This is a genomic window from Pseudomonas sp. NPDC087029 (assembly GCF_044745345.1).
Classification (GTDB): Bacteria; Pseudomonadota; Gammaproteobacteria; order Pseudomonadales; family Pseudomonadaceae; genus Aquipseudomonas; species Aquipseudomonas faucium.
Genome location: NZ_JBIVAB010000005.1, coordinates 241,929 through 267,766 on the forward strand (window position 1 = coordinate 241,929; position 25,838 = coordinate 267,766).

29 protein-coding genes, 1 tRNA gene and 1 pseudogene are annotated in these 25,838 nt (G+C 61.0%); 23 read left to right on the plus strand and 8 right to left on the minus strand.

What is annotated here, in order from left to right; all coding sequences use genetic code 11:
• Positions 1-71: 71 nt before the first annotated feature.
• The 4 genes from ACIPG5_RS11685 to phnE are packed head-to-tail and all read left to right on the plus strand — an operon-like array spanning position 72 to position 3,302.
• Positions 72-926 carry a putative selenate ABC transporter substrate-binding protein gene (locus ACIPG5_RS11685; RefSeq protein WP_176515306.1) on the plus strand — a complete coding sequence of 285 codons (855 nt, stop codon included), beginning with the start codon at positions 72-74 and terminating at the stop codon, positions 924-926.
• Entirely contained in the window at positions 923-1,717 is a 795-nt protein-coding gene (locus ACIPG5_RS11690) for a phosphonate ABC transporter ATP-binding protein (RefSeq protein ID WP_401375087.1), read from the plus strand. The genes ACIPG5_RS11685 and ACIPG5_RS11690 overlap by 4 nt, the downstream gene beginning before the upstream one ends.
• Positions 1,711-2,538, plus strand: coding sequence for a PhnE/PtxC family ABC transporter permease (locus tag ACIPG5_RS11695; RefSeq protein WP_401375089.1), 828 nt, complete (start codon positions 1,711-1,713; stop codon positions 2,536-2,538). The genes ACIPG5_RS11690 and ACIPG5_RS11695 overlap by 7 nt, the downstream gene beginning before the upstream one ends.
• Positions 2,535-3,302, plus strand: a complete 768-nt coding sequence (gene phnE, locus ACIPG5_RS11700) for a phosphonate ABC transporter, permease protein PhnE (protein ID WP_176515309.1) — start codon at positions 2,535-2,537, stop codon at positions 3,300-3,302. Before ACIPG5_RS11695 ends, phnE begins: the two co-directional genes overlap by 4 nt.
• Here phnE and ACIPG5_RS11705 read toward each other — a convergent pair.
• On the minus strand, positions 3,287-4,198 hold the full coding sequence (locus ACIPG5_RS11705; protein WP_401375091.1) for a bestrophin family protein: 912 nt from the start codon (positions 4,196-4,198) through the stop codon (positions 3,287-3,289). The genes phnE and ACIPG5_RS11705 overlap by 16 nt on opposite strands.
• A gap of 225 nt (positions 4,199-4,423) precedes the next feature.
• Between ACIPG5_RS11705 and ACIPG5_RS11710 the strand changes: the two genes are divergently transcribed.
• Both ACIPG5_RS11710 and ACIPG5_RS11715 read left to right on the plus strand, forming a co-directional pair.
• Positions 4,424-4,717 (plus strand): type II toxin-antitoxin system RelE/ParE family toxin, encoded by a 294-nt coding sequence (locus ACIPG5_RS11710; protein WP_176515419.1) that lies wholly within the window; start codon positions 4,424-4,426, stop codon positions 4,715-4,717.
• Entirely contained in the window at positions 4,714-5,010 is a 297-nt protein-coding gene (locus ACIPG5_RS11715) for an addiction module antidote protein (RefSeq protein WP_176515313.1), read from the plus strand. The genes ACIPG5_RS11710 and ACIPG5_RS11715 overlap by 4 nt, the downstream gene beginning before the upstream one ends.
• Positions 5,011-5,029: 19 nt before the next feature.
• Here ACIPG5_RS11715 and ACIPG5_RS11720 read toward each other — a convergent pair whose 3' ends face one another.
• The 6 genes and pseudogenes from ACIPG5_RS11720 to ACIPG5_RS11745 form a co-directional block, all read right to left on the minus strand.
• Entirely contained in the window at positions 5,030-5,677 is a 648-nt protein-coding gene (locus ACIPG5_RS11720) for a trypsin-like peptidase domain-containing protein (protein ID WP_401375212.1), read from the minus strand.
• Positions 5,678-6,204: 527 nt separating this feature from the next.
• Positions 6,205-8,379: a hypothetical protein gene (locus ACIPG5_RS11725; RefSeq protein ID WP_401375094.1), complete on the minus strand. Its 2,175-nt coding sequence runs from the start codon at positions 8,377-8,379 to the stop codon at positions 6,205-6,207.
• 137 nt (positions 8,380-8,516) lie between these two features.
• Positions 8,517-8,834: pseudogene (locus ACIPG5_RS11730) on the minus strand (tail assembly protein); the annotation flags it as partial.
• Positions 8,771-9,268: a DUF6387 family protein gene (locus ACIPG5_RS11735; RefSeq protein WP_401375097.1), complete on the minus strand. Its 498-nt coding sequence runs from the start codon at positions 9,266-9,268 to the stop codon at positions 8,771-8,773. The gene ACIPG5_RS11735 and the pseudogene ACIPG5_RS11730, both read right to left, overlap by 64 nt.
• Before the next feature lie 21 nt (positions 9,269-9,289).
• The gene (locus tag ACIPG5_RS11740; RefSeq protein WP_401375099.1) at positions 9,290-10,498 is read right to left on the minus strand and encodes a tyrosine-type recombinase/integrase; all 1,209 of its coding nucleotides are present in this window, start codon (positions 10,496-10,498) and stop codon (positions 9,290-9,292) included.
• Positions 10,499-10,705: 207 nt separating this feature from the next.
• Positions 10,706-10,790: transfer RNA gene (locus tag ACIPG5_RS11745), tRNA-Leu, on the minus strand.
• 108 nt (positions 10,791-10,898) lie between these two features.
• Here ACIPG5_RS11745 and queA point away from each other — a divergent pair.
• The 6 genes from queA (at position 10,899) to ACIPG5_RS11775 (ending at position 16,965) form a co-directional block, all read left to right on the plus strand.
• Positions 10,899-11,948, plus strand: a complete 1,050-nt coding sequence (gene queA / locus ACIPG5_RS11750; protein ID WP_176515316.1) for a tRNA preQ1(34) S-adenosylmethionine ribosyltransferase-isomerase QueA — start codon at positions 10,899-10,901, stop codon at positions 11,946-11,948.
• Positions 11,949-11,962: 14 nt separating this feature from the next.
• Positions 11,963-13,078 carry a tRNA guanosine(34) transglycosylase Tgt gene (gene tgt, locus ACIPG5_RS11755; protein WP_176515421.1) on the plus strand — a complete coding sequence of 372 codons (1,116 nt, stop codon included), beginning with the start codon at positions 11,963-11,965 and terminating at the stop codon, positions 13,076-13,078.
• A gap of 43 nt (positions 13,079-13,121) precedes the next feature.
• The gene (yajC, locus tag ACIPG5_RS11760) at positions 13,122-13,457 is read left to right on the plus strand and encodes a preprotein translocase subunit YajC (RefSeq protein WP_008092587.1); all 336 of its coding nucleotides are present in this window, start codon (positions 13,122-13,124) and stop codon (positions 13,455-13,457) included.
• Positions 13,458-13,520: 63 nt separating this feature from the next.
• A complete protein-coding gene (gene secD, locus ACIPG5_RS11765; RefSeq protein WP_176515318.1) occupies positions 13,521-15,383 on the plus strand; it encodes a protein translocase subunit SecD in 1,863 nt (620 codons plus the stop codon).
• Between the two features lie 10 nt (positions 15,384-15,393).
• Positions 15,394-16,302: a protein translocase subunit SecF gene (gene secF, locus ACIPG5_RS11770; protein ID WP_176515320.1), complete on the plus strand. Its 909-nt coding sequence runs from the start codon at positions 15,394-15,396 to the stop codon at positions 16,300-16,302.
• Positions 16,303-16,422: 120 nt separating this feature from the next.
• Positions 16,423-16,965, plus strand: coding sequence for a glycine zipper 2TM domain-containing protein (locus ACIPG5_RS11775; RefSeq protein WP_401375102.1), 543 nt, complete (start codon positions 16,423-16,425; stop codon positions 16,963-16,965).
• A 109-nt stretch (positions 16,966-17,074) separates the two neighbouring features.
• On the opposite strand, the gene suhB is transcribed toward ACIPG5_RS11775, so the two are convergent.
• Complete coding sequence (gene suhB, locus ACIPG5_RS11780; protein ID WP_152956689.1) at positions 17,075-17,893, minus strand: inositol-phosphate phosphatase; 819 nt, start codon at positions 17,891-17,893, stop codon at positions 17,075-17,077.
• Between the two features lie 151 nt (positions 17,894-18,044).
• Between suhB and trmJ the strand changes: the two genes are divergently transcribed.
• The 11 genes from trmJ to ndk all read left to right on the plus strand — a co-directional run bounded on the left by trmJ (position 18,045) and on the right by ndk (position 25,827).
• Complete coding sequence (trmJ, locus tag ACIPG5_RS11785) at positions 18,045-18,800, plus strand: tRNA (cytosine(32)/uridine(32)-2'-O)-methyltransferase TrmJ (protein ID WP_401375105.1); 756 nt, start codon at positions 18,045-18,047, stop codon at positions 18,798-18,800.
• Between the two features lie 3 nt (positions 18,801-18,803).
• Entirely contained in the window at positions 18,804-19,589 is a 786-nt protein-coding gene (gene cysE, locus ACIPG5_RS11790) for a serine O-acetyltransferase (RefSeq protein WP_286912804.1), read from the plus strand.
• A 180-nt stretch (positions 19,590-19,769) separates the two neighbouring features.
• Positions 19,770-20,261 carry a Fe-S cluster assembly transcriptional regulator IscR gene (gene iscR / locus ACIPG5_RS11795; RefSeq protein ID WP_043196984.1) on the plus strand — a complete coding sequence of 164 codons (492 nt, stop codon included), beginning with the start codon at positions 19,770-19,772 and terminating at the stop codon, positions 20,259-20,261.
• Between the two features lie 53 nt (positions 20,262-20,314).
• Positions 20,315-21,529, plus strand: coding sequence for an IscS subfamily cysteine desulfurase (locus ACIPG5_RS11800; RefSeq protein WP_176515330.1), 1,215 nt, complete (start codon positions 20,315-20,317; stop codon positions 21,527-21,529).
• A gap of 46 nt (positions 21,530-21,575) precedes the next feature.
• Positions 21,576-21,962, plus strand: coding sequence for a Fe-S cluster assembly scaffold IscU (gene iscU, locus ACIPG5_RS11805; RefSeq protein ID WP_007929523.1), 387 nt, complete (start codon positions 21,576-21,578; stop codon positions 21,960-21,962).
• A gap of 35 nt (positions 21,963-21,997) precedes the next feature.
• Complete coding sequence (gene iscA, locus ACIPG5_RS11810) at positions 21,998-22,321, plus strand: iron-sulfur cluster assembly protein IscA (RefSeq protein WP_023630636.1); 324 nt, start codon at positions 21,998-22,000, stop codon at positions 22,319-22,321.
• An 8-nt stretch (positions 22,322-22,329) separates the two neighbouring features.
• On the plus strand, positions 22,330-22,851 hold the full coding sequence (gene hscB, locus ACIPG5_RS11815) for a co-chaperone HscB (RefSeq protein ID WP_401375110.1): 522 nt from the start codon (positions 22,330-22,332) through the stop codon (positions 22,849-22,851).
• A 42-nt stretch (positions 22,852-22,893) separates the two neighbouring features.
• Positions 22,894-24,756, plus strand: coding sequence for a Fe-S protein assembly chaperone HscA (hscA, locus tag ACIPG5_RS11820; protein WP_176515335.1), 1,863 nt, complete (start codon positions 22,894-22,896; stop codon positions 24,754-24,756).
• 3 nt (positions 24,757-24,759) lie between these two features.
• On the plus strand, positions 24,760-25,101 hold the full coding sequence (gene fdx, locus ACIPG5_RS11825) for an ISC system 2Fe-2S type ferredoxin (protein ID WP_021781772.1): 342 nt from the start codon (positions 24,760-24,762) through the stop codon (positions 25,099-25,101).
• A gap of 10 nt (positions 25,102-25,111) precedes the next feature.
• Positions 25,112-25,312 carry a Fe-S cluster assembly protein IscX gene (gene iscX / locus ACIPG5_RS11830; RefSeq protein WP_176515337.1) on the plus strand — a complete coding sequence of 67 codons (201 nt, stop codon included), beginning with the start codon at positions 25,112-25,114 and terminating at the stop codon, positions 25,310-25,312.
• Positions 25,313-25,401: 89 nt separating this feature from the next.
• Entirely contained in the window at positions 25,402-25,827 is a 426-nt protein-coding gene (gene ndk / locus ACIPG5_RS11835; RefSeq protein WP_008092560.1) for a nucleoside-diphosphate kinase, read from the plus strand.
• Positions 25,828-25,838 lie beyond the last annotated feature (11 nt).

A 25,838-nucleotide genomic window follows, 5' to 3' on the forward strand; every position in this document is an offset into this window, starting at 1 on the left:
GCCTGCGGCTCTTATACTTCCCACGTCGGCAGGTTGCCGCAACTTTCTCGCTACCGATCCGGAGAACCCCCATGCTCAAACGCCCCCTGGCGCTCGCCGCCGGCCTCGTGCTGTCCTGCTGTGCCGTTGTCGCCCAGGCCGCTGATACCTTGCGGGTCAGTGCCATCCCCGACGAGGCGCCGACCGAACTGCTGCGCAAGTTCAAGCCATTGGGCGAGTACCTGTCCAAGCAGCTGGGCATGGAAGTCAAGTTCGTACCGGTGGCCGATTACCCGGCCGTGGTCGAATCGCTGGCCAGCGACCGCCTGGACCTGGCCTGGCTGGGTGGCTTCACCTTCGTCCAGGTGCACCTGAAAGACCCGACCGCCACGCCGCTGGTGCAGCGTGAGCAGGACGCCCAGTTCACCTCCAAGTTCATCACCGCCAACCCGGACGTGAAGAGCCTGGCCGACCTCAAGGGCAAGTCGTTCGCCTTCGGTTCGATCTCATCCACCTCCGGCAGCCTGATGCCGCGCTACTTCATGCTCAAGGAAAACGACATCAAGCCCGAGAGCTACTTCAGCCGCGTGGCCTATTCCGGCGCCCATGACGCCACCGTGGCCTGGGTGCAGGCGGGCAAGGTCGATGGCGGCGTGCTCAATGCCAGCGTCTGGCAGAAGCTGGTCGATGCCGGCAAGGTCGACACCAGCAAGGTCAAGGTCTTCGCCACCACCCCGGCCTACTACGACTACAACTGGACCGTGCGCGGCAACATGGACCCGGCGCTCAAGGAGAAGATCAAGCAAGCCTTCCTCGACCTCGACCCGGCCAACCCCGAGCACAAGGCGATTCTCGACCTGCAGGCGGCCAGCCGCTTCATCGAGACCAAGCCGGAGAACTACCAGGGCACCGAGCAAGCGGCACGTGAGGCTGGCCTGCTCAAGTGACCATTCATGTACACGGCGCCGGCCTGCGCCATGGCCAGGTCCGCGCGCTCGATGCGGTGAGCCTGCGTATCGACAGAGGTGAGCGGGTGGCGATCATCGGCCCCTCGGGGGCTGGCAAGTCCAGCCTGCTGCACCTGATGGCCACGGCTGTGCAGCCCAGCAGCGGGCATTTGGAACTGTTCGGCGAGCAGCCCTGGGCGCTGCCTGCCGGCGCCCGTCAGCGCTTGCGGGCGAGGATAGGCCTGGTGCACCAGGCCCCGCCCTTGCCACCGCGCCAGCGGGTGGTGACGGCGGTGCTGGCCGGCCGGCTGGGGCAGTGGGGCACGCTGCGTGGCCTGTTCAACCTGATCTACCCCACCGATGTGCCGGGTGCGCGCCGAGTGCTGGCGGAGCTGGGCCTGGCCGACAAGCTGTTCGTCCAGTGCGGGCAGTTGTCGGGTGGCCAGCTGCAACGGGTCGGCATCGCCCGGGCGATGTACCAGCGCCCCGAGGTGCTGCTGACCGACGAGCCGGTCTCGGCCATGGACCCGGTGCTGGCCGAACACAGCCTGGCGCTGCTCAACCGCCATGCCCAGGCCAATGGCGTCACCCTGGTCGCTAGCCTGCATGCGGTCGAACTGGCCCTGGCCCACTTCCCGCGGGTGATTGGCATTCGTGAGGGCCGGGTGATGTTCGATTGTGCGGCTGGCGCGGTGAGCGAGCAGATGCTCGATGCCCTTTACGCCAACGAGCATCTGGCTTCGCCGGTAGTCCAGGGGCCGACCCTGAGCGTGCAGATCCCCCGATGCTGAAGGCCGATAGCCGCGACCCGGCGCTACTGCCGCGGTTGCTGATCACAGTGCTTGCCCTGGCCGTGTTGTGGCCCGGCTTGCAATTGAGCGAACTGAACCCTGGGGTATTGCTGCAGGCGGAAAACCGTCAGCAGATCGCCAGCTTCACCCGTGCCTTCTGGCCTCCGGCCCATGACGCCGAGTTTCTCGAACTGCTGTACACCTCCACCTTGCAGACCCTCGCCGTAGCTACGGCGGGCATGGCCTTGGCGCTGCTGCTGGCTGTGCCGACCAGCCTTTTGGCCAGCCGTGCCTTGTCGCTGCGGGCGGCATCGCGAGGCGGCCGTGCCGGTGGGGTATCGCGCCTGCTGCGGATGCCGGTGCGCGGTTTGCTGATCTTTCTGCGCAGCGTGCCGGAAATCGTCTGGGCACTGCTGTTCGTCCGCGCCGTGGGCCTGGGGCCGACGGCAGGCGTGCTGGCCATCGCCATCACCTACAGCGGCATGCTCGGCAAGGTCTATGCGGAAATCTACGAATCGGTCGACCAGCGCCCCGCGCACGCCCTGTTGCAGGCCGGCAGTGGGCGCTTGGCGGCGTTTTGCTACGGCATCCTGCCCGGTGCAGTGGCGGAGCTGGTGTCGTACACCGTGTATCGCTGGGAGTGCGCGGTGCGGGCGTCGGTGGTGATGGGCTTTGTCGGCGCGGGTGGGCTGGGGCAGCAGATCGATCTGTCGATGCGCATGTTTGCCGGCGGTGAGGTGGCGAGCATGCTGCTGGCCTTCTTCGCCCTGGTGCTGCTGGCTGACCTGCTGAGCCGCTTCCTGCGCGGGAGGCTGGCATGAATCGGTTGGTCAATCTGCTGGTCGTCGGTGCCATCGTTGCGGCGGTGGTTGCCTCGTTCGGATATCTGCAACTGGACCTGCACGCGCTGGTGGGTGATGGCGGCCTGGGGCAGATGGGCGAGTATGCTCGGCGCTTCCTGCACCCGGACTTATCCACAGAGCATTTGCGTGCGGTGGGGCATGGCGCGCTGGAAACCCTGGCCATGTCAGGGCTGGGAACGTTGCTGGCGATGGTGCTGGGCATGCTCCTGGCGTTGCCGGCAGCCGGACGCTTCGGCTGGCCGCTGCAGTCGGTGGCACGCTTGCTGCTCAATGCCTTGCGCGCCATCCCAGAGCTGGTGTGGGCGGCGCTGACGGTGCTGGCTGCGGGCTTGGGGCCCAATGCCGGCACCCTGGCCCTGGCGCTGCACACGGCAGGGGTGTTGGGGCGGTTGTTCGCCGAGGCGCTGGAGAATGCGCCGGCCGAGCCGGCTGCGGCGATCCGCCTGCAGGGGGGCGGGCAGGTGGCGGCGTTCTGCTTCGGCACCTTGCCCAACCTATGGCCGCAATTGCTGGCCTATAGCTTGTATCGCTGGGAGAACAACATCCGCATGGCCAGCGTGCTGGGCTTTGTCGGCGCTGGCGGGCTGGGGCAGATGCTCTATACCACCCTGAGCCTGTTCCAGGAGGCGCAGGCCAGTACGGTGATCCTGGCGATGCTTTTGCTGGTGCTTCTGGTGGATGCCTTCAGTGATGTGCTGCGCCAGCGCTATGTGCGCGCTTGAGCGCTGGGCTGCATCAGCTCCGCGCATTGCGCCTCGCGCTGCATCGACTCCAGGTTGCGCTCGATGGTCTCGCAGATGCTGTCCATCTGGATCTGATGCTCGCTGAAGCGAAACGGGCTCTGCAAGTCGGTGCCGATGCGCTCGATCGCCAGCAGCATGAACCCGACCACCGTCGATGCCAGTGGCGTGAACCACTCCAGCGACTCGACCAGCCCCACCGGCACGATCAGGCAGAACAGCGTGATGAACAGCCGCGGAAAGTACACGTAAGGGTAGGGCAGCGGCGTGTTGGCGATCCGCTCCATGCCGCCCTGGGCATTGGACAGGTCCACCAGCGTCGACTCCAGCCGCGCCAGGCGAATGCTGTCCAGGCGCCCGGCCTGGTATTCGCGTGCCAGCAGGGCCGCCGAGCCGCCGAGAATGTCGTTGGCAAAATTGTTCGAACGGTTGCGCCGCTCGAATTCGGCCGGCGGAATGAACGCCATCAGCTCATCCGGGCAAGGCTCGCCCTTGAGGTGTGCGGCCAGGCAGTTGACGTAGGCGATATGCCGGCGCAGCAGCGTGGCCTTGACCGGGTTGAGCCCGTCCTGCGGGTCGTCGATCAGCGTCAGTGTCTGCCGGGCGAAGCTGCGCGAGCTGTTCACCAGCGCCCCCCATAACGTGCGCGCTTCCCACCAGCGGTTGTAGGCGCTGCTGTTGCGAAAGCTCACCAGCACCACCAGCGCCGAACCCAGCAGGGTCAGCGGAATCAGCGGCAGGGTGAACTTGCTGTTGAAGAACAGCATGAAATCGATGGTGACCAGCACGTCCCAGATCAGCAGCCAGAACAGCGACCAGCCGATGTAGCCGAAGGTCTTCACCACCAGGCGGTACTTGCGGGCGATGATGTCTTTCACGCGGGAGACCTCGATGCAGGGGCAATGGAGGTTCCGACGTCGTGGGGTTGAGAAGGTTCGGCGGTGGATGTTGCAAGAGATTTTGTCGGCAGCTTGGCGTGGAAAAAGCTTACGTCGATAAGAGATGCGGGCGAGTTTCTACCGCGGGGGAACATCGTCAGAGTGGAAGCACTTCCAAATCTTGAAAATTCGTATCCATGTGGATACGATTGGGGTGTCCACATGATGTGTGTCATTGAGCAAACCGAGTGTTTCGCCCGCTGGTTGGCTTGCTTGAAAGATCTCAGGGCCAGATTGGCTGTAGGCCGTAGGATCGAGCGAGCGGCGATGGGGAATCTCGGTGATTTCAAAGCACTTGGGGGAGGTCTCAGTGAACTTCGCGTTGACGTTGCAGCTGGGTACCGGGTCTATTTCACACGCAGGGAAAACCGGTTGATTGTGTTGCTTGTCGGAGGCGACAAGTCCTCTCAGGTGGCCGACATCCTGAAGGCCAGAAAGCTGGCGAAGGAGCTCGAATGAACGAAAAACTCATTCCTTTTGACATGGCAACATTGCTCGATAGCGAGGAAGCTATAAGCGAGTACCTAAGCCAGGTTTTGATTGATGGCGATACGGATGAAATCATCCGCGCGCTCGGTCATATCGCACGGGCGCGTGGAATGTCGCAGATTGCAGCCCAGAGTGGTTTGGGTAGAGAGAGCCTTTACAAGGCCCTCACGCCGGGAGCAAAACCGCGTTTTGATACTGTACTGAAGGTCATACGCGCGCTCGGCATCGATCTATGCGCCCAGCCTCACATGGTTTCGCGCTGATGCTTCAGCGCACCCCAGATCAGGGCTTGGCCGCGACCGCCACATATCCCTTGACCGCAGCCGGCGCGCCATTTGGCCTGGTCTTGTGCGCCAGGCACTGGAAGCGTCGCCATTCCTTGTCGATCTCGCTGTACGACATGAACACGCTGACGCGCGCCTTGTCGGCAAGATCAGGCCGGTTGCGGCTGTCGATCTCATTCTTGGGGATGAACGCCACGTTGATGCCGACGACCTTGCCGTCCTCGGCAAACAGCGGCCCACCGGACATGCCCTTGACCATCGGCCCGTCATGCACCGAGTAGAAGACGCTGCCAGGCGTGCCTTCCAGGCGCACCAGCGAATCCAGGGTCCGGCCCTTGCCCTGCACCGGCATCATCAGGCTGTTGAAGCCGACCGCGGTCACCGATTCACCCGGTATGTACTGGCGCCAATGCGGCACCTGGGTGGCCTTGTGCTTGAAGAACACCACGTCACCGAGGCCCTCATGGACCACGTTGCGCAGGAAAGGCGTGTGTTTGGCAGTTACGGCGTAGTCCTCGTTCCACTGGATGGCGCTGGCCATCAACAGCATCGGCAGCGGGGCGCCGGAGGTGACTACGAAAGCCTGGTCGTAGACAGGGTCCGAGACATAAGCGGTCGGCATTCCATTGCACCCACTCAGCAGCATCATTGCTGCCAGACAGGGCGCGGTCGATTTCATGGTCGGTACAAGGTTGATAAATTGGGGGTGCAAATATGGCGAAGAGCCATTACGCCGGCAATACTTTATGTGTATACCCGACGAGTGACATCTTAAGTAGTAGGTCTGCTGATGGCCAATAGATTGCGGCCATGGCGCGAGGGCGCGGGGTCGTAGCGGTGGCGTCAAGCAAGCAGCCGCATGGCGAGGCGTAAACGCAGGCACAAAAAAACCGACCATAAGGTCGGTTTTTTCTGGATTTGGTGCCCGAGGGAGACTCGAAATGACCGTTTATACCCAGATATTGCTGGTGCTAACGGAGTAATATTGAAAATATACTCACTTTTCTACTCACAATTTTGCGAGTAAGAGGTCGCGCAATCCCTAATCCATTTCAACCGCGGTGGGCTGATGCGTTTTGCAGCTATCTCGGATGCTCTCCGCCAGGATGATCGAATCGCTGTAGGGCACTCCTAATTTTTAGGGCTTATGCCGCAGAAATCCAACTTCTGGCATCAAGTATTTTTAAAAAGTTGTCCTCCAAAATACAAAGCATCATAAGAGCTATGCTTTTTTGAAAGCCTCACGCACATAAAACCTTGTTTGACACGGTGCATGGATCCGTAATTACCAAGCATATTTAAGGCTGCCTCCCTGCGCTTAGTTAGATCAACCTTAGGGCTGATATGCATGGCGCAGACAACAAAGCCTCCGAATAGGTTATCCACATGCATGCCCAAGGATGGGAAGTCGCTTAAAGTCGGCTTCTCTAAAAAAGCCTTCTTCATTGCTGATTCAAAGGATTTTTGCTCGTCAAAGGGAATGTCCAGAATGTGCAGACCAGCAACAAAGTATGCGGGGCTATCCCGCCCTTTCATCGTTAATAGCACGGATTTGAAGTGCTTTGAGTTTTTTAGTGGACAGTTTTCTGAAAGTCTATATGTCCCGTCATCTTGTTGTAGGTCGTGTGTGTCGTAAGAGGCTCCTAGAAGCATCATGGTCTGACCTATTTCGGGAAGGTCGATAAAGCCGGTGCGCAGGTAGAGGGAGAATATATCCATTTCGTCACCTATGATTTGATGCTTCTGGCATATCATAAAGCGGCGAGTGAGATAGTGGAGTTTATAGATTTCTTCTTTTAGAGACTTAAATACCAGGCCAAGCTCGGATAAGATTATGCACGGGGCTGGGTTGTCCTCTGCGTCTATTATCCTCATGTCCTTTAGAAGCTGAGGGGAATTCATGAAAGGACCTACCTGTTCGACAGATACACTAAATCTTGAAACTGTATTAATTTGACTGGGGTCGAGACTAAGGATTACTTTTCCTTTTTCGTCTTCAATATGCACAGGCTTTTCTGAGTTTTTGATGTGTTCAGCCAGTGCAGCGCCTTGTTTGGTTGATTTACCCCAAGTCTTTTTCAAGAATTGTTGCATTGCTCCTGGGGCTCCTGCACGAACGCGCTCCGTAATGAGAGCCCCTTTTGCCTCGAATATTAAGACATGACTGCCAATTAAAATGATTAGATCTGACTCTAATCTTTCTTCCTTATTTCTGTGCCAATATCCAGATAATGCTTGCTTTCCGGAAGGAAATGCTTCTTTGAGCATTCTGCTAGCTTCTTGTTCTGCGAACCATCCACGAATTTTTTCGATTCGTTTTTTTGCTTCTGCTGAATCGTCTAACAACTTAAGTAATACTGAAAATGGTTGGCTCAGGAGTGTGAGTAGGCTGTACAGATGATACCCTTGAGTAGAGCTTACAAAAGGTTGAGATGATATCGGATTTGCTCGAGATAGGCTTTCGAGGCTACCTGGCTTGGCAATGCTCTTCACGCTTATCTTGTCAAGAATCTTCCTCACAGGAAGGCCACTTTTTTCTGTGTTTTCGATCCATGCTTCATCGAGTAAGAACATAGTTTTTACAGCGTAATCCTCCATGAGGTTGATCAGTAGGGATCGGAGATTGTCGATATCAAGCTCCCTAGTTAGGTCTTCAGGGCTGCTTTCTAATAGTGTCTCAATTTTAGTAATTTCGTTTCTTAGCTTGGTCTCGTTCCAAGTGTGAAGAAGTCTAAAATTCTGGAAATAGGTGTTAAATCTTCCCCATATAATTGATCGTATTACAACTAAAAGTCTGCCCGCGCTTGAGAAGCTACCGTCTCGTAGGTATCTATTATCATACTCGGATGTAATGGTTGTTATTAGTCGATCAAAGAACTCATCCCCGTAAGGGTTTCGGTAGTAGGCCATATGCGACGCGGCTAACTGATCAAGCCACGACCGCTCTGCGCGATCACCTGAGTGGGAGTTTACGTAGTTCTGACTAAGCAAATCTAACCAAAATGTGCTTAATCGGTCTCGGGGTATCGGGTACTTAGTGTTCGAGCTTTCGGAGCTTAAAAGAAGCGCTTGGAGGAATTCCAAGTCAGACGGCTCAGGGTATTTTGTTCGATGGCCGTTTGTTATAACGCATTTTTTCAAAGTATATAGTGCGGTCACGCCAAGCAAATCGTGCAGCTCGTAGCTGCTAGTCTCCCTGATAAAATCATTTACCTGAGCTAATACCTTTGATTGCGTGGATGGATCGGTCAAGGCCGCCTGCCAATCCGGCACCAATTGATGAGGAATACCGTCAACGGACAAAAATGCTACGTCGTCATTGCTTTTTACTATTTGCGGTTTGTGCATAAGCTTCCCTGCTGAGTTCAAGCTCTGGTGTGATTATCAATACGGCGCGACCTGGCACGCCGACGAGGTATCCTCAGATTTGAGGACACCTTCAAATACTCCGGATTCGGGGTGTTTACAAGTGACTTCGGCTCACATCAAGCCTTGTCCTGCGCCTCGATCGATGCAGAGATGATGGCCCCGCCCCAGCGGCGTTCACCGATGCAGATCGGTACCGGTAGACCGCTGGCTGTGGTGTTCTTGGCACTCCCAAAGGCGTAGCTCGGCAGGTTCTCAGGGGCGCCGCTTTGCGACAGCCCGGTTGCCTGGGGGCTGAGCATTTGAATCACGCCGCCAGCGACCAACGCGATACCTGGTCCGTAGGTTGCGCCTCCGGTGAACGGCCCCGCAATCAGCAAGGCGATTCCAACGATCGTCTGCAACAGTCCGGCACGCTTGCTGCCATGTCCCATAGGGTTAAGGTTGAACTGTCTGCTTCTCCATCTTCAACCGAAAATTGATCAGATATTTTTTGGCGCAGCATGTCGTAAAGCGTGAGCGGCTTTATGGCTCGTTGATCAGCAAGGTCGTCATTGGAAATAGAGCGGCGTGCTGCATCCCAATAGAAGTTACCAGGCAGGTAGCAATCGAGAGGATTGTCGCGAACTTGATTGAGAACGTCCACCATGTCGAGAATGTACATAGCCTCCGTAGAGCCTGATTTTCTCAGCTCTCGAAGCTTTGGTATAACCGCTAAATAATCAAGTTTGAGCATGGGCAGTATAGGGAACATGGTTGATCGTAACTGAATGTGAAACAACCAATCTTTTGCCGAAAACTCAGATGTCGCCTTGTAGTTGTTCAAGTCGAACCAGGTCGGTAAATCTTTTACGGTGTCAATCTTAGCCATGTCTGATGCCTTGTCTGAAGGTTAGGCTGATCGGCCTATGCAGATAATGTTTCCATTCGCGCACAGTGCGTCGATCGCGTCAGCCCACGCCTGCATCATCACGCGGCGTTGATCTAGGTAGTGTGCATGGTTGTAGGTGTCGCGGATCGAGTCTTGATCGCCATGGGCCAGTTGCCGCTCGATCCAGTCGCGGTTGTAGCCTCGGGTGTTCAAGCTGGTACTCAGCAGATGGCGGAAACCGTGGCCAGTCTGGCGCCCCTCGTAACCCATTGAGGAAAGTGCCTTGTTCACCGTGTTCTCGCTCATTGGCCTGGCGCGGTTGTTGCGCCCAGGGAAGGCGAGGGGGTAGGTGCCGGTCAGTTCATGCAGTGCACGCAGCAGAACCACGGCCTGACGTGGGAGCGGGACGATGTGGGGGCGTCGCGCCTTCATCCGTGCTGCCGGGATCGTCCAGGTAGCTGACTCCAAGTCGAACTCGTCCCAGGGCGCCAGTCGCAGCTCACCGGGCCGCACTGCTGTCAGCAGTAGCAGGCGAATGGCGATCTTGCTGGTGATATCGCACTGGGCCGCGTCCAGTTTCTCCAGTAGATCGGGCAGTTCGCCTTCTGATACATGCGGATGGTGGCGAGTGCGTGGGGCGTGCGCGGCTACCACGTCCAGATCGGTGGCGGGGTTACCGGGTACCACGCCCTTGGCCGAGCCGAAACGGAATATCTGGCTCAGCCACTGGCGGACCTTGCGGGCGACGTTGAATGCTTCGCGCCGCTCGATCTTGCGCACCAGGTCAACCAGCTCAGGGCGTTGCACCTCGGCAGCGGGCCGTTTGCCAATCACCGGGAATATGTCCGACTCCAGATACTGCAGAGCTTTCGATGCGGTGGCTGGCGCCCATCGTGGCTGGTTGTAGTCGTACCATTCCCGTGCTAGCACTTCGAGCGTCAGGACCTGGGCAGCGGCAGCGGCCTTTTCCTGCTGTTTATGCGCGCTTGGGTCTATGTCCTGTGCCAGCAACTTTCGCGCGGCATCCCGGCGCTCGCGTGCCTGGGCAAGTGTGACGGCGGGGTAGGCGCCCAGGCCCAGCATCTTGGCCTTGCCTTCGAATCGGTAGCGAAGGCGCCAGAGCTTCCCGCCAGCGGTCGTCACCTCAAGGCATAAGCCTTGGGCGTCAGCGAGGCGATAGAGCTTGTCGCGGGGTTTGGCGGTGCGGATGGCGGTATCTGTGAGCGCCACGGCTATTCCCTTGCAGTCCCGAACCGCGCTGGATTGCGATCGGTGTGTGAGTAGGATTCTGGACCGAACTCGTCCTACTCACAAATCTACTCACATACTTTAGGGCTTATAAGGGAATCACTGGGAACGATAGGCACAAAAAAACCGGCTCAGTGGCCGGTTTCTCTGGTGTTCCGGGTCTGGTAGGGACCGCTTGGAACTATATGATGGTGCCCCGAGGGAGACTCGAACTCCCACTCCTTTCGAAAACGGATTTTGAATCCGCCGCGTCTACCAATTCCGCCATCAGGGCGTGTGGCGCGCAGTATAGAGAGGTGCCTCTGGTCGGTCAATCGGCTTTCATGGTCAATTTTCACGCATTGGGCTAAACTTCCCGGCCCTGCCGAACCCGAACATCATCATGCGCGTCGCCGATTTTTCCTTCGAACTCCCCGATTCCCTGATCGCCCGCCACCCACTGGCCGAGCGCCATGGCAGCCGACTGCTGGTCCTCGATGGGCCGAGCGGCGCGCTGGCGCACAAGCAGTTCACCGACCTGCTCGACTTCCTGCGCCCCGGCGACCTGATGGTGTTCAACAACACCCGGGTGATCCCGGCGCGGCTGTTTGGCCAGAAAGCCTCCGGCGGCAAGCTGGAAGTGCTGGTCGAGCGCGTGCTCGACAGCCATCGCGTGCTTGCCCATGTGCGCGCCAGCAAGGCGCCCAAGGAGGGTGCGCTGATCCTCATCGACGGCGGTGGCGAGGCCGAAATGGTCGCGCGCCACGAGACGCTGTTCGAGCTGCGCTTCACCGAAGAAGTGCTGCCACTGCTCGAGCGCGTCGGCCACATGCCGCTGCCGCCCTACATCGACCGCCCCGACGAGGGCGCCGACCGTGAGCGCTACCAGACCGTCTACGCCGAGCGCGCAGGCGCGGTGGCTGCGCCCACTGCCGGCCTGCACTTCGACGAGGCGCTGCTCGAGAAGATCGCCGCCAAGGGCGTGGAGCGCGCCTTCGTCACCCTGCATGTGGGCGCCGGCACCTTCCAGCCGGTGCGGGTCGACAAGATCGAAGACCACCACATGCACAAGGAATGGCTCGAAGTGAGCCAGGAGGTGGTCGATGCCATCGCCGCCTGCCGCGCCCGTGGCGGCCGGGTGATCGCGGTCGGCACCACCAGCGTGCGCTCGCTGGAGAGCGCGGCGCGCGATGGCGTGCTCAAGGCGTTCAGTGGCGACACCGACATCTTCATCTACCCGGGCCGGCCGTTTCACGTGGTCGATGCCCTGGTCACCAACTTCCACCTGCCGGAGTCCACGCTGCTGATGCTGGTCTCGGCCTTCGCCGGTTACCCCGAAACCATGGCTGCCTACGCGGCGGCGGTGGCAAACGGTTACCGCTTCTTCAGTTACGGTGATGCCATGTTCATCACCCGCAATCCGGCGCCGCGCGGCCCCGAGGATCAAGCATGAGTCGCACCTGTCGAATGTCCTTCGAACTGCTGGCCACCGACGGCAAGGCCCGTCGTGGCCGCCTGACCTTCCCCCGTGGCACGGTAGAGACCCCGGCGTTCATGCCGGTGGGCACCTATGGCACGGTCAAGGGCATGCTGCCGCGTGACATCGAGGCCATCGGTGCCGAGATCATTCTCGGCAACACCTTCCACCTGTGGCTGCGCCCGGGCACCGAGGTGATCAAGAAGCACAACGGCCTGCACGATTTCATGCAGTGGAAAGGCCCGATCCTGACCGACTCCGGTGGCTTCCAGGTGTTCAGCCTGGGCGCCATGCGCAAGATCAAGGAAGAGGGCGTGACCTTTGCCTCGCCGGTGGACGGCTCCAAGGTGTTCATGGGCCCGGAAGAGTCCATGCAGGTGCAGCGCGACCTGGGTTCGGACATCGTGATGATCTTCGACGAGTGCACGCCGTACCCGGCCGAGCACGACGTGGCGCGCACCTCCATGGAGCTGTCGCTGCGCTGGGCCCAGCGCTCGAAGAATGCCCACGGCGACAGCTCCGCGGCGCTGTTCGGCATCGTCCAGGGCGGCATGTACCAGGACCTGCGCATGCGTTCGCTGGAAGCGCTGGTCAACATCGACTTCGACGGCCTGGCGATCGGCGGCCTGTCGGTGGGCGAGCCCAAGCACGAGATGATCAAGGTGCTGGACTACCTGCCCGCGCAGATGCCCGCTGACAAACCTCGTTACCTTATGGGGGTAGGCAAACCGGAAGATCTCGTTGAGGGTGTGCGCCGCGGCGTCGACATGTTCGACTGCGTGATGCCTACGCGCAACGCGCGCAACGGCCACCTGTTCGTCGATACAGGGGTGATCAAGATCCGCAACGCGTTCCATCGCCATGATGATTCGCCGCTGGATCCGACCTGTGACTGCTACACCTGCAGCAACTTCTCCCGCGCTTATCTGCATCACCTGGACAAGTGTGGCGAAATGCTGAGCAGCATGCTGAATACCATCCACAACTTGCGCCATTACCAGCGCTTGATGGCCGGTTTACGCGAGGCTATTCAACAGGGTAAATTGGCCGCCTTTGTCGACGCCTTCTACGCCAAGCGCGGGCTGCCTGTGCCGCCTTTGGACTGACTGTTCGCATCCATTATTAGAAAATTTACATTAGGAGTGCCCAATGAGCTTCTTGATCCCCGCCGCCTACGCGGACGCAGCAGCACCCGCCGCCGGCCCAGCCGGTACCGGCTTCGAGTGGATTTTCCTGGTCGGTTTCCTGGTCATCTTCTACCTGATGATCTGGCGCCCGCAGGCCAAGCGTGCCAAAGAGCAGAAAAACCTGCTGAGCAACTTGCAAAAAGGTGACGAAGTTGTCACCAACGGCGGCATCGCCGGCAAGATCGTCAAGGTTTCCGACGATTTCGTGGTTCTGGAAGTGTCCGACACCGTCGAGCTGAAGTTCCAGAAGGGCGCCATTGCCGCGACCCTGCCAAAAGGTACGCTCAAGGCTATCTGAGTTACCGGTTTTTCTTTCCAGTCGGGGCGCGCAACGCGCCCCGCGTCTTGAACGGGCGGCGTGATGCTGAACAAATACCCTCTGTGGAAATACGCACTGATCGTGTTGGTACTGGCGATCGGTTTTATTTATTCCGCTCCCAACCTCTACCCGGATGACCCTGCGGTGCAGATCAGCGGTGCCAGCTCGGCGCTGCATGTGAGCCAGGCCGAACTCGATCGCGTCACCAAGGCGCTGAGCGATGCCGGTATCACCGTCAAGGGCGCGAGCCTGGGCGAGAAGGGCAGCGGGCTGGTACGCCTGACCAACCAGGAAGACCAGCTGCCAGCCAAGGATGTAGTGCGCAAGGCACTGGGCGATGATTACGTCGTGGCCCTGAACCTGGCACAGACCACTCCGCAATGGCTGCGCAACCTGGGTGCAAGCCCGATGAAGCTGGGCCTGGACCTGTCCGGTGGTGTGCACTTCCTGCTGGAAGTGGACATGGACAAGGCCATGAGCGCCCGCATGAAAGTCTACGAAGGCGAGGTCAAGACCTTGCTGCGCAAAGAGCGCATCCGCTACCGCAGCCTGCCTCAGCAGGATGGCGGCATCATGCTGGGCTTCGCTGACGATGCTACCCGCGAACAGGCACGTGCCCTGATCCGCAAGAATTTCAATGATTTCGACCTGACCACCACCGAGCGCAACGATGTCGCCGTGCTGCGTCTGGCGCTGACCCAGGCGAAAGTCGCCGAGATCCGCGAATACTCGATCAAGCAGAACCTCACCACCGTGCGCAACCGGGTCAACGAGCTGGGCGTGGCCGAGCCGCTGGTTCAGCGCCAGGGCGCCAACCGCATCGTGGTCGAGCTGCCAGGCGTGCAGGACACTGCCGAGGCCAAGCGTATCCTCGGCAAGACCGCCAACCTGGAGTTCCGCTTCGGTGCCGAGCCAGGCGCGTCCAAGGCGACCACCGAGGTCTTCGAGTTCCGTGAGGGCGGCCGTTCCGCCCCGGTCGAGCGTGGCCTGATCATCACCGGTGACCAGGTCACCGACGCCCAGGCCAGCTTCGACGAGCACGGTCGCCCGCAAGTGAACATCCGCCTGGATGGCCATGGCGGCGAGCTGATGAGCCGCGCCACGCGCAGCAACGTCGGGCGCAGCATGGCGGTGATCTTCATCGAGCAGAAGCCGGTCACCCGCTACGTCAAGCAGACCGTCGACGGCGTCGAGAAGGAAGTGCCGGTTCAGAGCTTCCAGGAAGAGAAGAAGATCATCAGCCTGGCGACCATCCAGTCGCCGCTGGGCAGCCAGTTCCGCATCACCGGCCTGAACGGCCAGGGCGAATCGTCTGAACTGGCCCTGCTGCTGCGTGCCGGTGGCCTGGCCGCGCCGATGTACTTCGCCGAAGAACGTACCATCGGCCCAAGCCTGGGTGCCGACAACATCACCAAGGGTGTCGATGCGTCGCTGTGGGGCATGCTGTTCGTCTCGCTGTTCATCATCGCCATCTACCGCGGCTTCGGCGTGATCGCCACCGTGGCCCTGGCCGGCAACATGGTGCTGCTGCTGGCACTGATGTCGCTGTTGGGCGCGACCCTGACCCTGCCGGGTATCGCCGGTATCGTGCTGACCATGGGTATGGCGGTGGACGCCAACGTGCTGATCTTCTCGCGTATCCGCGAGGAGCTCAAAGCCGGCATGTCGGTGCAGCGTGCCATTCACGAAGGTTTCAACCGCGCCTACACCGCGATCATCGACGCCAACCTGACCAGCCTGCTGGTCGGCGGCATCCTGTTCGCCATGGGCACCGGCCCGGTCAAGGGCTTTGCGGTTACCATGTCCCTCGGGATTTTCACCTCGATGTTCACCGCCGTCATGGTGACCCGTGCAATGGTCAACCTGACCTGCGGCGGGCGTGACATCAAGAAGCTGTGGGTTTGAGGGAGCTGCGATGAAAACCATCAATTTCATGGGCGTGCGCAATGTCGCGTTCGCCATTACCGTGCTCCTCACCGTGCTGGCGCTGTTCAGCTGGTGGCATAAAGGCCTCAACTTCGGCCTGGACTTCACCGGCGGTACGCTGATCGAGCTGACCTACGAGCGCCCGGCCGACCTGCAGACCGTGCGCAGCGAGTTGGTCAACTCCGGCTTCCATGAGGCCGTGGTGCAGAGCTTCGGCGCCACCACCGACCTGCTGGTGCGCATGCCGGGCGATGACCCGCAGCTGGGCAACAAGGTCGCTGCAGCCTTGCAGAAGATCGGCGGTGACAACCCGGCAACGCTCAAGCGCGTCGAGTTCGTCGGCCCGCAGGTGGGTGAAGAGCTGCGCGACCAGGGCGGCCTCGGCATGCTGCTGGCGCTGGGCGGCATCCTCATCTACCTGGCCTTCCGCTTCCAGTGGAAGTTCGCGGTCGGCGCCATCGTGTCGCTGATCCACGACGTGGTGGTGACCCTGGGTATCCTGTCGTTCTTCCAGATCACCTTCGACCTGACGGTGCTGGCGGCGGTGCTGGCGATCATCGGCTACTCGCTCAACGACACCATCGTCGTGTTCGACCGGGTGCGTGAGAACTTCCGTGTGATGCGCAAGGCGTCGCTGATCGAGAACATCAACGTCTCGACCACCCAGACCCTGCTGCGCACCATCGCCACCTCGGTTTCGACCTTGCTGGCGATTGCCGCGTTGCTGTTCTTCGGCGGTGACAACCTGTTCGGCTTCTCCCTGGCACTGTTCATCGGTGTCATGGCCGGTACCTACTCGTCGATCTACATCGCCAACGTGGTGCTGATCTGGCTGAACCTGAACAGCGAAGACCTGATCCCGCCTGCCAAGAACGAGGGTGTGGATGAGCGTCCATAAGGGCTGACTCCACGCCGTTCGGCGGTCAAAAAGGCGCGAGTGTTGAACTCGCGCCTTTTTTTTTGCTCCAAGGCAGGGAGAAGGCGGGCTGAGCCCCGCGGGTACGATCAGGAGGTTCAAGTGAACAAATCAATGCTGGTGGGTGCGGTACTGGGTGCTGTCGGTGTAACTGCCGGAGGTGCTGTGGCGACCTACAGCTTGGTGAACAAAGGGCCTGAATACGCCCAGGTCACCGACGTGCAGCCAATCAAGCAGCAGGTGAAGACACCGCGCGAGGTCTGCAAGGATGTCGCCGTGACCCGTCAGGCGCCGGTCAAGGACCAGCACCAGATCGCCGGTACCGTGGTGGGCGCCCTCGCTGGCGGCCTGCTGGGCAACCAGATCGGCGGCGGCACCGGCAAGAAGATCGCCACCGTGGCCGGTGCGGTCGGTGGTGGCTATGCGGGCAACAAGGTGCAGGAAGGCATGCAGCAGCGTGACACCTACACCACCACGCAAACCCGCTGCAACACGGTCAATGACATCAGCGAGAAAGTGGTGGGCTACAACGTCACCTATTCCATTGGTGACCAGGTCGGCCGCGTGAAAATGGATCGTGAGCCGGGTTCGACCATTCCGCTGGACAAGAATGGCAAGCTGATCCTCAGCGAAGCTGGGCAGTGATTTGTACCGGCCTCATCGCGGTTTCATCCGCGATGAGGTCAGCACATGAAATCGCAGGCACAAAAAAAGCACCCCAAGAGGTGCTTTTTTTTGTGCCTGCAATCTGCGCTTAGCGCTTCATGTGCTCGGGCAGGTGCGGCTGGATAGCGGTCAGCACGGCCTTGAAGCACTTGATGTTGCCCGCGACGATGTGGCCCTTGTCGAGGAAGTCGTGGCCACCGTTGAAGTCGCTCACCAGGCCACCCGCTTCCTGGATCAGCAGCACGCCTGCAGCCATGTCCCACTCGGACAGGCCCGACTCCCAGAAGGCGTCGAAACGGCCGGCGGCGACGTAGGCCAGGTCCAGGCTGGCGGAACCGGCGCGGCGGATGCCGGCGGTCTGGCCAGTCAGGGCGCGGAACATGCCCAGGTAGTTGTCCATGTCGGCCATCTGGTTGTCACGGAACGGGAAACCGGTGCCCAGCAGGGCGCCGTCCAGGCTGGTGCGCGAGCTGACGCGCAGGCGACGGCCATTGAGCTGGGCGCCACGGCCACGGCTGGCGGTGAATTCTTCCTGGCGTACCGGGTCGACGATCACGGCGTGCTCGAGGCGGCCGCGGTATTTGCAGGCGATGCTGACAGCGAAGTGGGGGATGCCGCGCAGGAAGTTGGTGGTGCCGTCCAGCGGATCGATGATCCACAGGTAGTCCTTGCCTTCTTCGCCGGTGCCCGCGTGCAGGCCAGTCTCTTCACCCTGGATGGAGTGGTTCGGGTACGCCTTGCGCAGGGCGTTGACGATGCTCTGTTCGGCGGCGCGATCAACCTCGGAGACGTAGTCCTTGGCCTCTTTCTCGTCGACCTTGATGGTATCCAGGCGTTCGATGGAGCGGAAGATCAGTTCACTGGCGCTGCGAGCGGCGCGCAGGGCGATATTCAGCATAGGCTGCATGGGCGGGTCACCTGGAGATGTTAAAGAAGAAAGCCGAACATTCTAGCAGAAAATTTTGGCGGCAGAAGTGTCACATTTGCTTTCATGGCGTTACGCTGGTCGGTTCTGTAAGATCCAAACCCTCAAAACCCGCATCTGTGAGCACAACACCTTGCTGCAAAATATTCGTGTTGTTCTGGTCAATACCAGCCACCCCGGCAACATCGGCGGCGCTGCGCGTGCCATGAAAAACATGGGCTTGTCGCGCCTGGTGCTGGTGCAGCCCAAAGAGTTCCCGGCCGCTGACGCCAGCGCGCGCGCCTCCGGCGCCGACGACGTGCTGGCCAATGCCCAGGTGGTCGACAGCCTGGAAGACGCGCTGGTCGGCTGCAGCCTGGTGATGGGCACCAGCGCCCGTGAGCGCAGCATCCCCTGGCCGCTGATCGACCCCCGCGAATGCGGGGCCAAGGCCGTGACGCACGGCGCCGGCGGCGAAGAGATCGCCCTGGTGTTCGGCCGCGAGCACGCCGGGCTGACCAACGAAGAACTGCAGCGATGTCACTTCCACGTGCACATTCCCTCGAACCCCGGCTTCAGTTCGCTGAATCTGGCTGCCGCCGTCCAGGTGCTCTCCTATGAGGTGCGCATGGCCTGGCTGGCAGTCGAAGGCTCGGCGCCGCAAGCGGAGAAGGTCGACGCCAGCGAGCTGGCGACCATGGATGAAATGGAGCTGTTCTATGAACACCTGGAAAAAACCCTGGTGGACATCGGCTTCCTTGATCCCGAGAAGCCCAAGCACCTGATGGCGCGCCTGCGCCGGCTGTATGGGCGTAGCTCGGTCGAGCGTCCGGAAATGAGCATTTTGCGCGGCATCCTCACCGAGACCCAGAAGGTCGCACGGGGCGATGCGCATAAAAGGAAGGACTGACAGATGTTCGAACGTCTGCGTGAAGATATCCAGAGCGTTTTCCACCGCGACCCGGCGGCGCGCAACGCCTTCGAGGTGCTGACCTGCTACCCCGGCATGCACGCGATCTGGCTGCACCGCCTGGGCAATGCCCTGTGGAAGCGCGACTTCAAATGGCTGGCGCGCCTGGTGTCCAACTTCGGGCGCTGGATGACCGGCATCGAGATCCACCCCGGCGCCACCATCGGCCGGCGCTTCTTCATTGACCATGGCATGGGCATCGTCATCGGCGAAACCGCCGAGATCGGCGACGATGTCACGCTGTACCAGGGCGTGACCCTGGGTGGCACCAGCTGGAACAAGGGCAAGCGCCACCCGACCCTGGAGAACGGCGTGGTGGTCGGCGCCGGCGCCAAGGTGCTGGGGCCGTTCACCGTCGGTGCCGGGGCCAAGATCGGCTCCAACGCGGTGGTCACCAAGGCGGTGCCGGCCGGCGCCACTGCGGTGGGCATCCCGGGGCGGATCATCGTCAAGAGCGAAGACGGCGAGCTCGAGGCCAGGCGCAAGGCCATGGCCGAGAAGATCGGCTTCGATGCCTATGGCGTCAGCGGCGACATGCCCGACCCGGTGGCCCGGGCCATTGGCCAGATGCTCGACCACCTGCAGGCAGTGGACGAGCGCCTGGAGGGCATGTGCGGGGCCCTGACCAAGATGGGCAGTGACTACTGTGCCAAGGAGTTGCCGGCACTGCCGGAAGACGACTTCAGCGAAGCGGCGCCGGCGGCCCAGCGCGACACTCAGTCGCATTGAAAACGCCCCGCTGAACCTGCGCTGACATATGGGGCGTGTGCTCACGCCCCTTTGCTGCTACAATCGCGCCCGCCTCCCAGATGCCAAACCCGACTAAAGCAGTAGGTCTAATAGTTGACTTAAATGCTCGGGAATCGCATACTCGCACACATCCTGTAACTCCCGTGGTACCCATTAGCCATGCGACTGACTACCAAAGGCCGATACGCCGTGACTGCCATGCTTGACCTGGCGTTGCACGCGCAGCATGGGCCGGTGTCTTTGGCCGACATTTCCGAGCGCCAGGGCATTTCCCTCTCTTATCTGGAGCAGCTGTTCGCCAAGCTGCGCCGCAGCAGCCTGGTCTCCAGTGTGCGCGGCCCGGGTGGTGGCTATCAGCTGTCGCGCGGCATGGAAACCATCCAGGTGGCCCAGGTCATCGACGCGGTCAACGAATCGGTCGATGCCACCCGTTGCCAGGGCCTCGGGGATTGCCATGCCGGTGACACCTGCCTGACCCACCACCTGTGGTGCGACCTCAGCCAGCAGATCCATGAATTTCTCAGCGGCATCAGCCTGGCCGACCTCGTCAAGCGCCGTGAGGTGCAGGAAGTCGCCCAGCGCCAGGACCTGCGTCGTGTCGCAGGCCGTACTGCCCAGCTGGACAAGATTGAGACGTCCGCCGTCGACTGACCCTTTGTCAACTGTGACGACGAGCGACGCCACCGCCTGATAGGAGATACTCAATGAAGTTGCCGATCTACCTCGATTACTCCGCGACCACCCCGGTCGATCCCCGCGTCGCCCAGAAGATGGCCGACTGCCTGCTGGTCGATGGAAACTTCGGTAACCCGGCCTCGCGTTCCCACGTGTTTGGCTGGAAGGCCGAAGAAGCGGTCGAGAACGGCCGTCGCCAGGTGGCCGAGCTGATCAACGCCGACCCGCGCGAGATCGTCTGGACCAGTGGTGCCACCGAGTCCGACAACCTCGCCCTGAAAGGCGTTGCGCACTTCTATCAGACCAAGGGCAAGCACATCATCACCTCCAAGATCGAGCACAAGGCGGTCCTGGATACCGCTCGCCAGCTCGAGCGAGAAGGTTTCGAAGTCACCTACCTCGAGCCAGGCGAAGACGGCATCGTCACCCCGGCCCAGGTCGAGGCTGCGCTGCGCGACGACACCATCCTGGTCTCGCTGATGCACGTGAACAACGAAGTCGGCTCGATCAACGACATCGCCGCCATCGGTGAACTGACCCGCTCGCGCGGCGTGCTGTTCCACGTCGATGCCGCGCAGTCGGCCGGCAAGGTCGAAATCGACCTGCAAAAGCTGAAGGTCGACCTGATGTCGTTCTCGGCGCACAAGGTCTATGGCCCCAAAGGCATCGGCGCGCTGTACGTCAGCCGCAAGCCGCGTGTGCGCCTGGAAGCGATCATCCACGGCGGTGGCCATGAGCGCGGCATGCGTTCGGGCACCCTGCCGACCCACCAGATCGTCGGCATGGGCGAAGCCTTCGCCATTGCCAAGCAGGAAATGGCCGCCGAAAACGTGCGCATCAAGGCCCTGAGCGACCGCTTCTTCAAGCAGGTCTCGGACCTCGAGGAGCTGTACGTCAACGGCAGCAGCACCGCCCGCGTGCCGCACAACCTGAACCTGAGCTTCAACTACGTCGAAGGCGAGTCGCTGCTGATGTCGCTCAAGGACATCGCCGTATCGTCCGGTTCGGCCTGCACCTCCGCCTCGCTCGAGCCGTCGTATGTACTGCGCGCGCTGGGCCGTAACGACGAGCTGGCGCACAGCTCGATTCGCTTCTCCTTCGGCCGCTTCACCACCGAAGAAGAAGTCGACTACGCCGCGCAGAAAGTCTGCGAGGCGGTGAACAAACTGCGTGAGTTGTCGCCGCTGTGGGACATGTACAAAGACGGCGTCGATATCTCCAAGATCGAGTGGGCCGCCCACTAAGCAGTCGCCGGCAAGAGCGGCTCCCTGATGAGGAAGGAATTGCACCATGGCATACAGTGAAAAGGTCATCGACCACTACGAAAACCCACGCAACGTCGGCAAGATGAATGCCGAGGACCCGGATGTCGGTACCGGCATGGTCGGCGCCCCAGCGTGCGGTGACGTGATGCGTCTGCAGATCAAGGTCAACGAGCAAGGCATCATCGAAGATGCCAAGTTCAAGACCTACGGCTGCGGTTCGGCCATCGCCTCCAGCTCCCTCGCCACCGAGTGGATGAAGGGCAAGACCCTGGACGAAGCCGAAACCATCAAGAACACCCAGCTGGCGGAAGAACTGGCGCTCCCGCCGGTGAAGATCCACTGCTCGGTACTCGCCGAGGATGCCATCAAGGCAGCCGTTCGCGACTACAAGCAGAAGAAAGGCTTGATCTAAGCCGCCCGTTGCAAGGTAAGAGTCAAGGAGTTCCGATGGCTATCAGCATGACAGAAGCCGCCGCCAACCACATTCGCCGCTCCCTCGACGGGCGCGGCAAGGGTGAGGGCATTCGCCTGGGCGTGCGCACCACCGGCTGCTCGGGCCTGGCCTACGTGCTGGAGTTCGTTGACGAACTCGCCGCCGAAGACCAGGTGTTCGAGAACCACGGCGTCAAGGTGATCATCGATCCCAAGAGCCTGGTATACCTCGACGGCACCGAGCTGGACTTCGTCAAGGAAGGGTTGAACGAAGGCTTCAAGTTCAACAACCCCAACGTACGCGGTGAGTGTGGCTGCGGCGAAAGCTTCAACGTCTGAGGCTGGCTGTGGGTACTCCTTGTCATTTCGCTCTGTTTGATCTCCAGCCGTGCTTCCGCCTGGACCTCGACAAGCTGGCCACGCGCTATCGCGAGCTGGCCCGCGAGGTCCATCCGGACCGCTTTGCCGACGCCTCCGAGCGTGAGCAGCGGGTAGCCCTGGAGAAGTCCGCGGCCCTCAACGACGCCTACCAGACCCTGCGCAGTGCGCCGCGCCGTGCCCGCTACCTGCTGGCCATTGGCGGCCACGAAGTGCCCCAGGAAGTCACGGTCCATGACCCGGACTTCCTGTTGCAGCAGATGCAGTGGCGCGAAGAGCTCGAAGAGTTGCAGGACGAAGCCGACCTCGACGGTGTCGCCGTGTTCAAGAAGCGCCTGAAGGCTGCCCAGAACACGCTGAACGAGGATTTCGCCGCCTGCTGGGATGTGCCTGCCGAGCGTGAACAGGCCGAGCGCCTGATGCGCCGCATGCAGTTCCTCGACAAGCTCGCCCAAGAAGTGCGCCAACTGGAAGAGCGCCTCGACGATTAACCCGGCGCCGCCCGTGATGACGCCTAAGGTAATTAGATAAGCATGGCCCTACTGCAGATCGCCGAACCCGGTCAAAGCCCTCAGCCGCACCAGCGCCGCCTGGCGGTGGGGATCGACCTGGGCACCACCAATTCTCTGGTCGCTGCCGTGCGCAGCGGTCGCAGCGAGCCCCTGCCCGATGCGCAGGGTAACGTCATTCTGCCTTCGGCAGTGCGCTACCTGGCTGGCCGCTGCGAAGTCGGCCTGGCCGCGCGCGAGGCGGCGTCCAGTGACCCATTGAACACCGTGCTGTCGGTCAAGCGCCTGATGGGGCGCGGCCTGGCCGACGTCAAGCAGCTCGGCGAGCAGCTGCCGTACCGCTTCGTGGGTGGCGAGTCGCACATGCCGTTCATCGACACGGTGCAGGGCCCGAAGAGCCCGGTGGAAGTGTCTGCCGACATTCTCAAGGTGTTGCGCGAGCGCGCCGAGCAGACCCTGGGTGGCGAACTGGTGGGGGCGGTGATCACCGTGCCGGCCTATTTCGACGATGCCCAGCGCCAGGCGACCAAGGATGCGGCCAAGCTGGCCGGCCTGAACGTGCTGCGCCTGCTCAACGAGCCGACTGCCGCTGCCGTGGCCTATGGCCTGGACCAGAATGCCGAAGGCCTGGTGGCCATCTATGACCTGGGTGGCGGAACCTTCGATATCTCGATCCTGCGCCTGACTGCCGGTGTGTTCGAAGTACTGGCCACCGGCGGCGATACCGCCCTGGGCGGCGACGACTTCGACCATGCCATCGCCGGCTGGATCATCGAGCAGGCGGGCCTGTCCGCCGACCTCGACCCGGCTACCCAGCGCCAGTTGCTGCAAGCCGCCTGCGCCGCCAAGGAAGCCCTGACCGACGCCGACGTGGTCAGTGTCAGCCATGGCGCCTGGCAGGGCGAGCTCAGCCGCGCCGCCTTCGACGCGATGATCGAGCCGATGATCGCCCGCAGCCTCAAGGCCTGCCGCCGCGCCGTGCGCGACAGCGGCGTTGAGCTCGAAGAGGTGGCTGCCGTGGTGATGGTCGGTGGTTCGACCCGCGTGCCGCGTGTGCGCGAGGCTGTCGGCACGCTGTTCGGCCGCACCCCGCTGACCTCGATCGACCCGGACCAGGTGGTGGCCATCGGCGCCGCGATCCAGGCCGATACCCTGGCCGGCAACCGCCGCGAAGGTGGCGAGCTGCTGCTGCTCGATGTCATCCCGCTGTCCCTGGGCCTTGAGACCATGGGCGGGCTGATGGAGAAGGTGATTCCGCGCAACACCACCATTCCAGTGGCCCGCGCCCAGGAGTTCACCACTTACAAAGATGGCCAGTCGGCCATGATGATCCACGTGCTGCAGGGCGAGCGCGAGCTGATCAGCGACTGCCGCTCCCTGGCACGCTTCGAACTGCGCGGCATCCCGGCCATGGTTGCTGGTGCGGCGAAGATCCGCGTGACTTTCCAGGTCGATGCCGACGGCCTGCTCAGCGTTGCTGCCCGCGAACTGGGTTCGGGCGTGGAAGCCAGCATCCAGGTCAAGCCGTCCTACGGCCTGACCGATGGCGAGATCGCGCGCATGCTCAAGGATTCCTTCGAGCACGCAGGTACCGACAAGCAAGCTCGCCAGTTGCGTGAGCACCAGGTCGACGGCGAGCGCCTGCTCGAAGCGGTACAGGGCGCCCTGGACGCCGATGGTGAGCGCCTGCTCAGCAGTGAAGAGCGCCAAGCCATCGAATTCCAGATGCAAGAACTACGTGATTTGCTGGCCGGCACCGATGGCCCAGCCATCGAGCAACAGACCAAGCGTCTGTCGCAGGTGACCGATGCATTTGCCGCCCGTCGCCTTGATTCGACGGTCAAAGCCGCACTGGCCGGGCGCAACCTGAATGAGATCGAGGAGTAACCGATGCCGCTGGTGACATTCCTGCCGCACGAAAAGTTCTGCCCAGAGGGGTTGACCGTGGAAGTCGAGCCCGGGACCAACATCCTGGAACTGGCCCACGACCATCACATCGAGATGGAGAGCGCCTGCGGTGGCGTCAAGGCCTGTACCACCTGCCACTGCATCGTGCGCAAGGGTTTCGACTCCCTTGAAGAAGCCGACGAGCTGGAAGAGGACATGCTGGACAAGGCCTGGGGCCTGGAGGCTCAATCGCGCCTCGGCTGCCAGGTGGTGGTCGCCGATGAAGACCTGACCATCGAGATCCCCAAGTATTCGCTCAATCACGCTGCCGAAGCGCCGCACTGAGGTTTGCCGCATGAGCTTGAAATGGATTGATGTACTTGAGATCGCCATCCAGCTTGCGGAAAACAAGCCGGAAGTCGATCCTCGTTATGTAAATTTCGTCGATCTGCACCGCTGGGTGCTGGCCTTGCCAGAATTCAGCGACGATCCGTCACGTGGCGGTGAGAAAGTGCTGGAGGCCATCCAGGCGGCCTGGATTGATGAAGCCGACTAAGCGTGACGCTGCAGGTTAGGCAATCCCCTGGAACCCGCGTATAATTCGCGGGTTTAATTTTTCGCAACACTCATATTCTGGAGTTTTCCATGGCTGTTCAACGTACTTTCTCGATCATCAAGCCTGACGCCGTTGCCAAGAACGTGATCGGCAAGATCACCACTCGCTTCGAAGAAGCCGGCCTGAAAATCGTCGCCTCGAAAATCAAGCAACTGTCCAAGGCCGAAGCCGAAGGCTTCTACGCCGAGCACAGCGCTCGTGGCTTCTTCGGTGACCTGGTTGCCTTCATGACTTCCGGCCCGGTCGTCGTTCAGGTTCTGGAAGGCGAAAACGCCATCGCTCTGAACCGCGAGCTGATGGGCGCTACCAACCCTAAAGAAGCTGCTGCCGGCACCATCCGTGCTGACTTCGCCGAGTCGATCGACGCCAACGCCGTTCACGGTTCGGACTCCGAAGCTGCTGCTGCTCGCGAAATCGCTTACTTCTTCGCTGCTACCGAGGTAACCACTCGCTAAGCGAAAGCTTA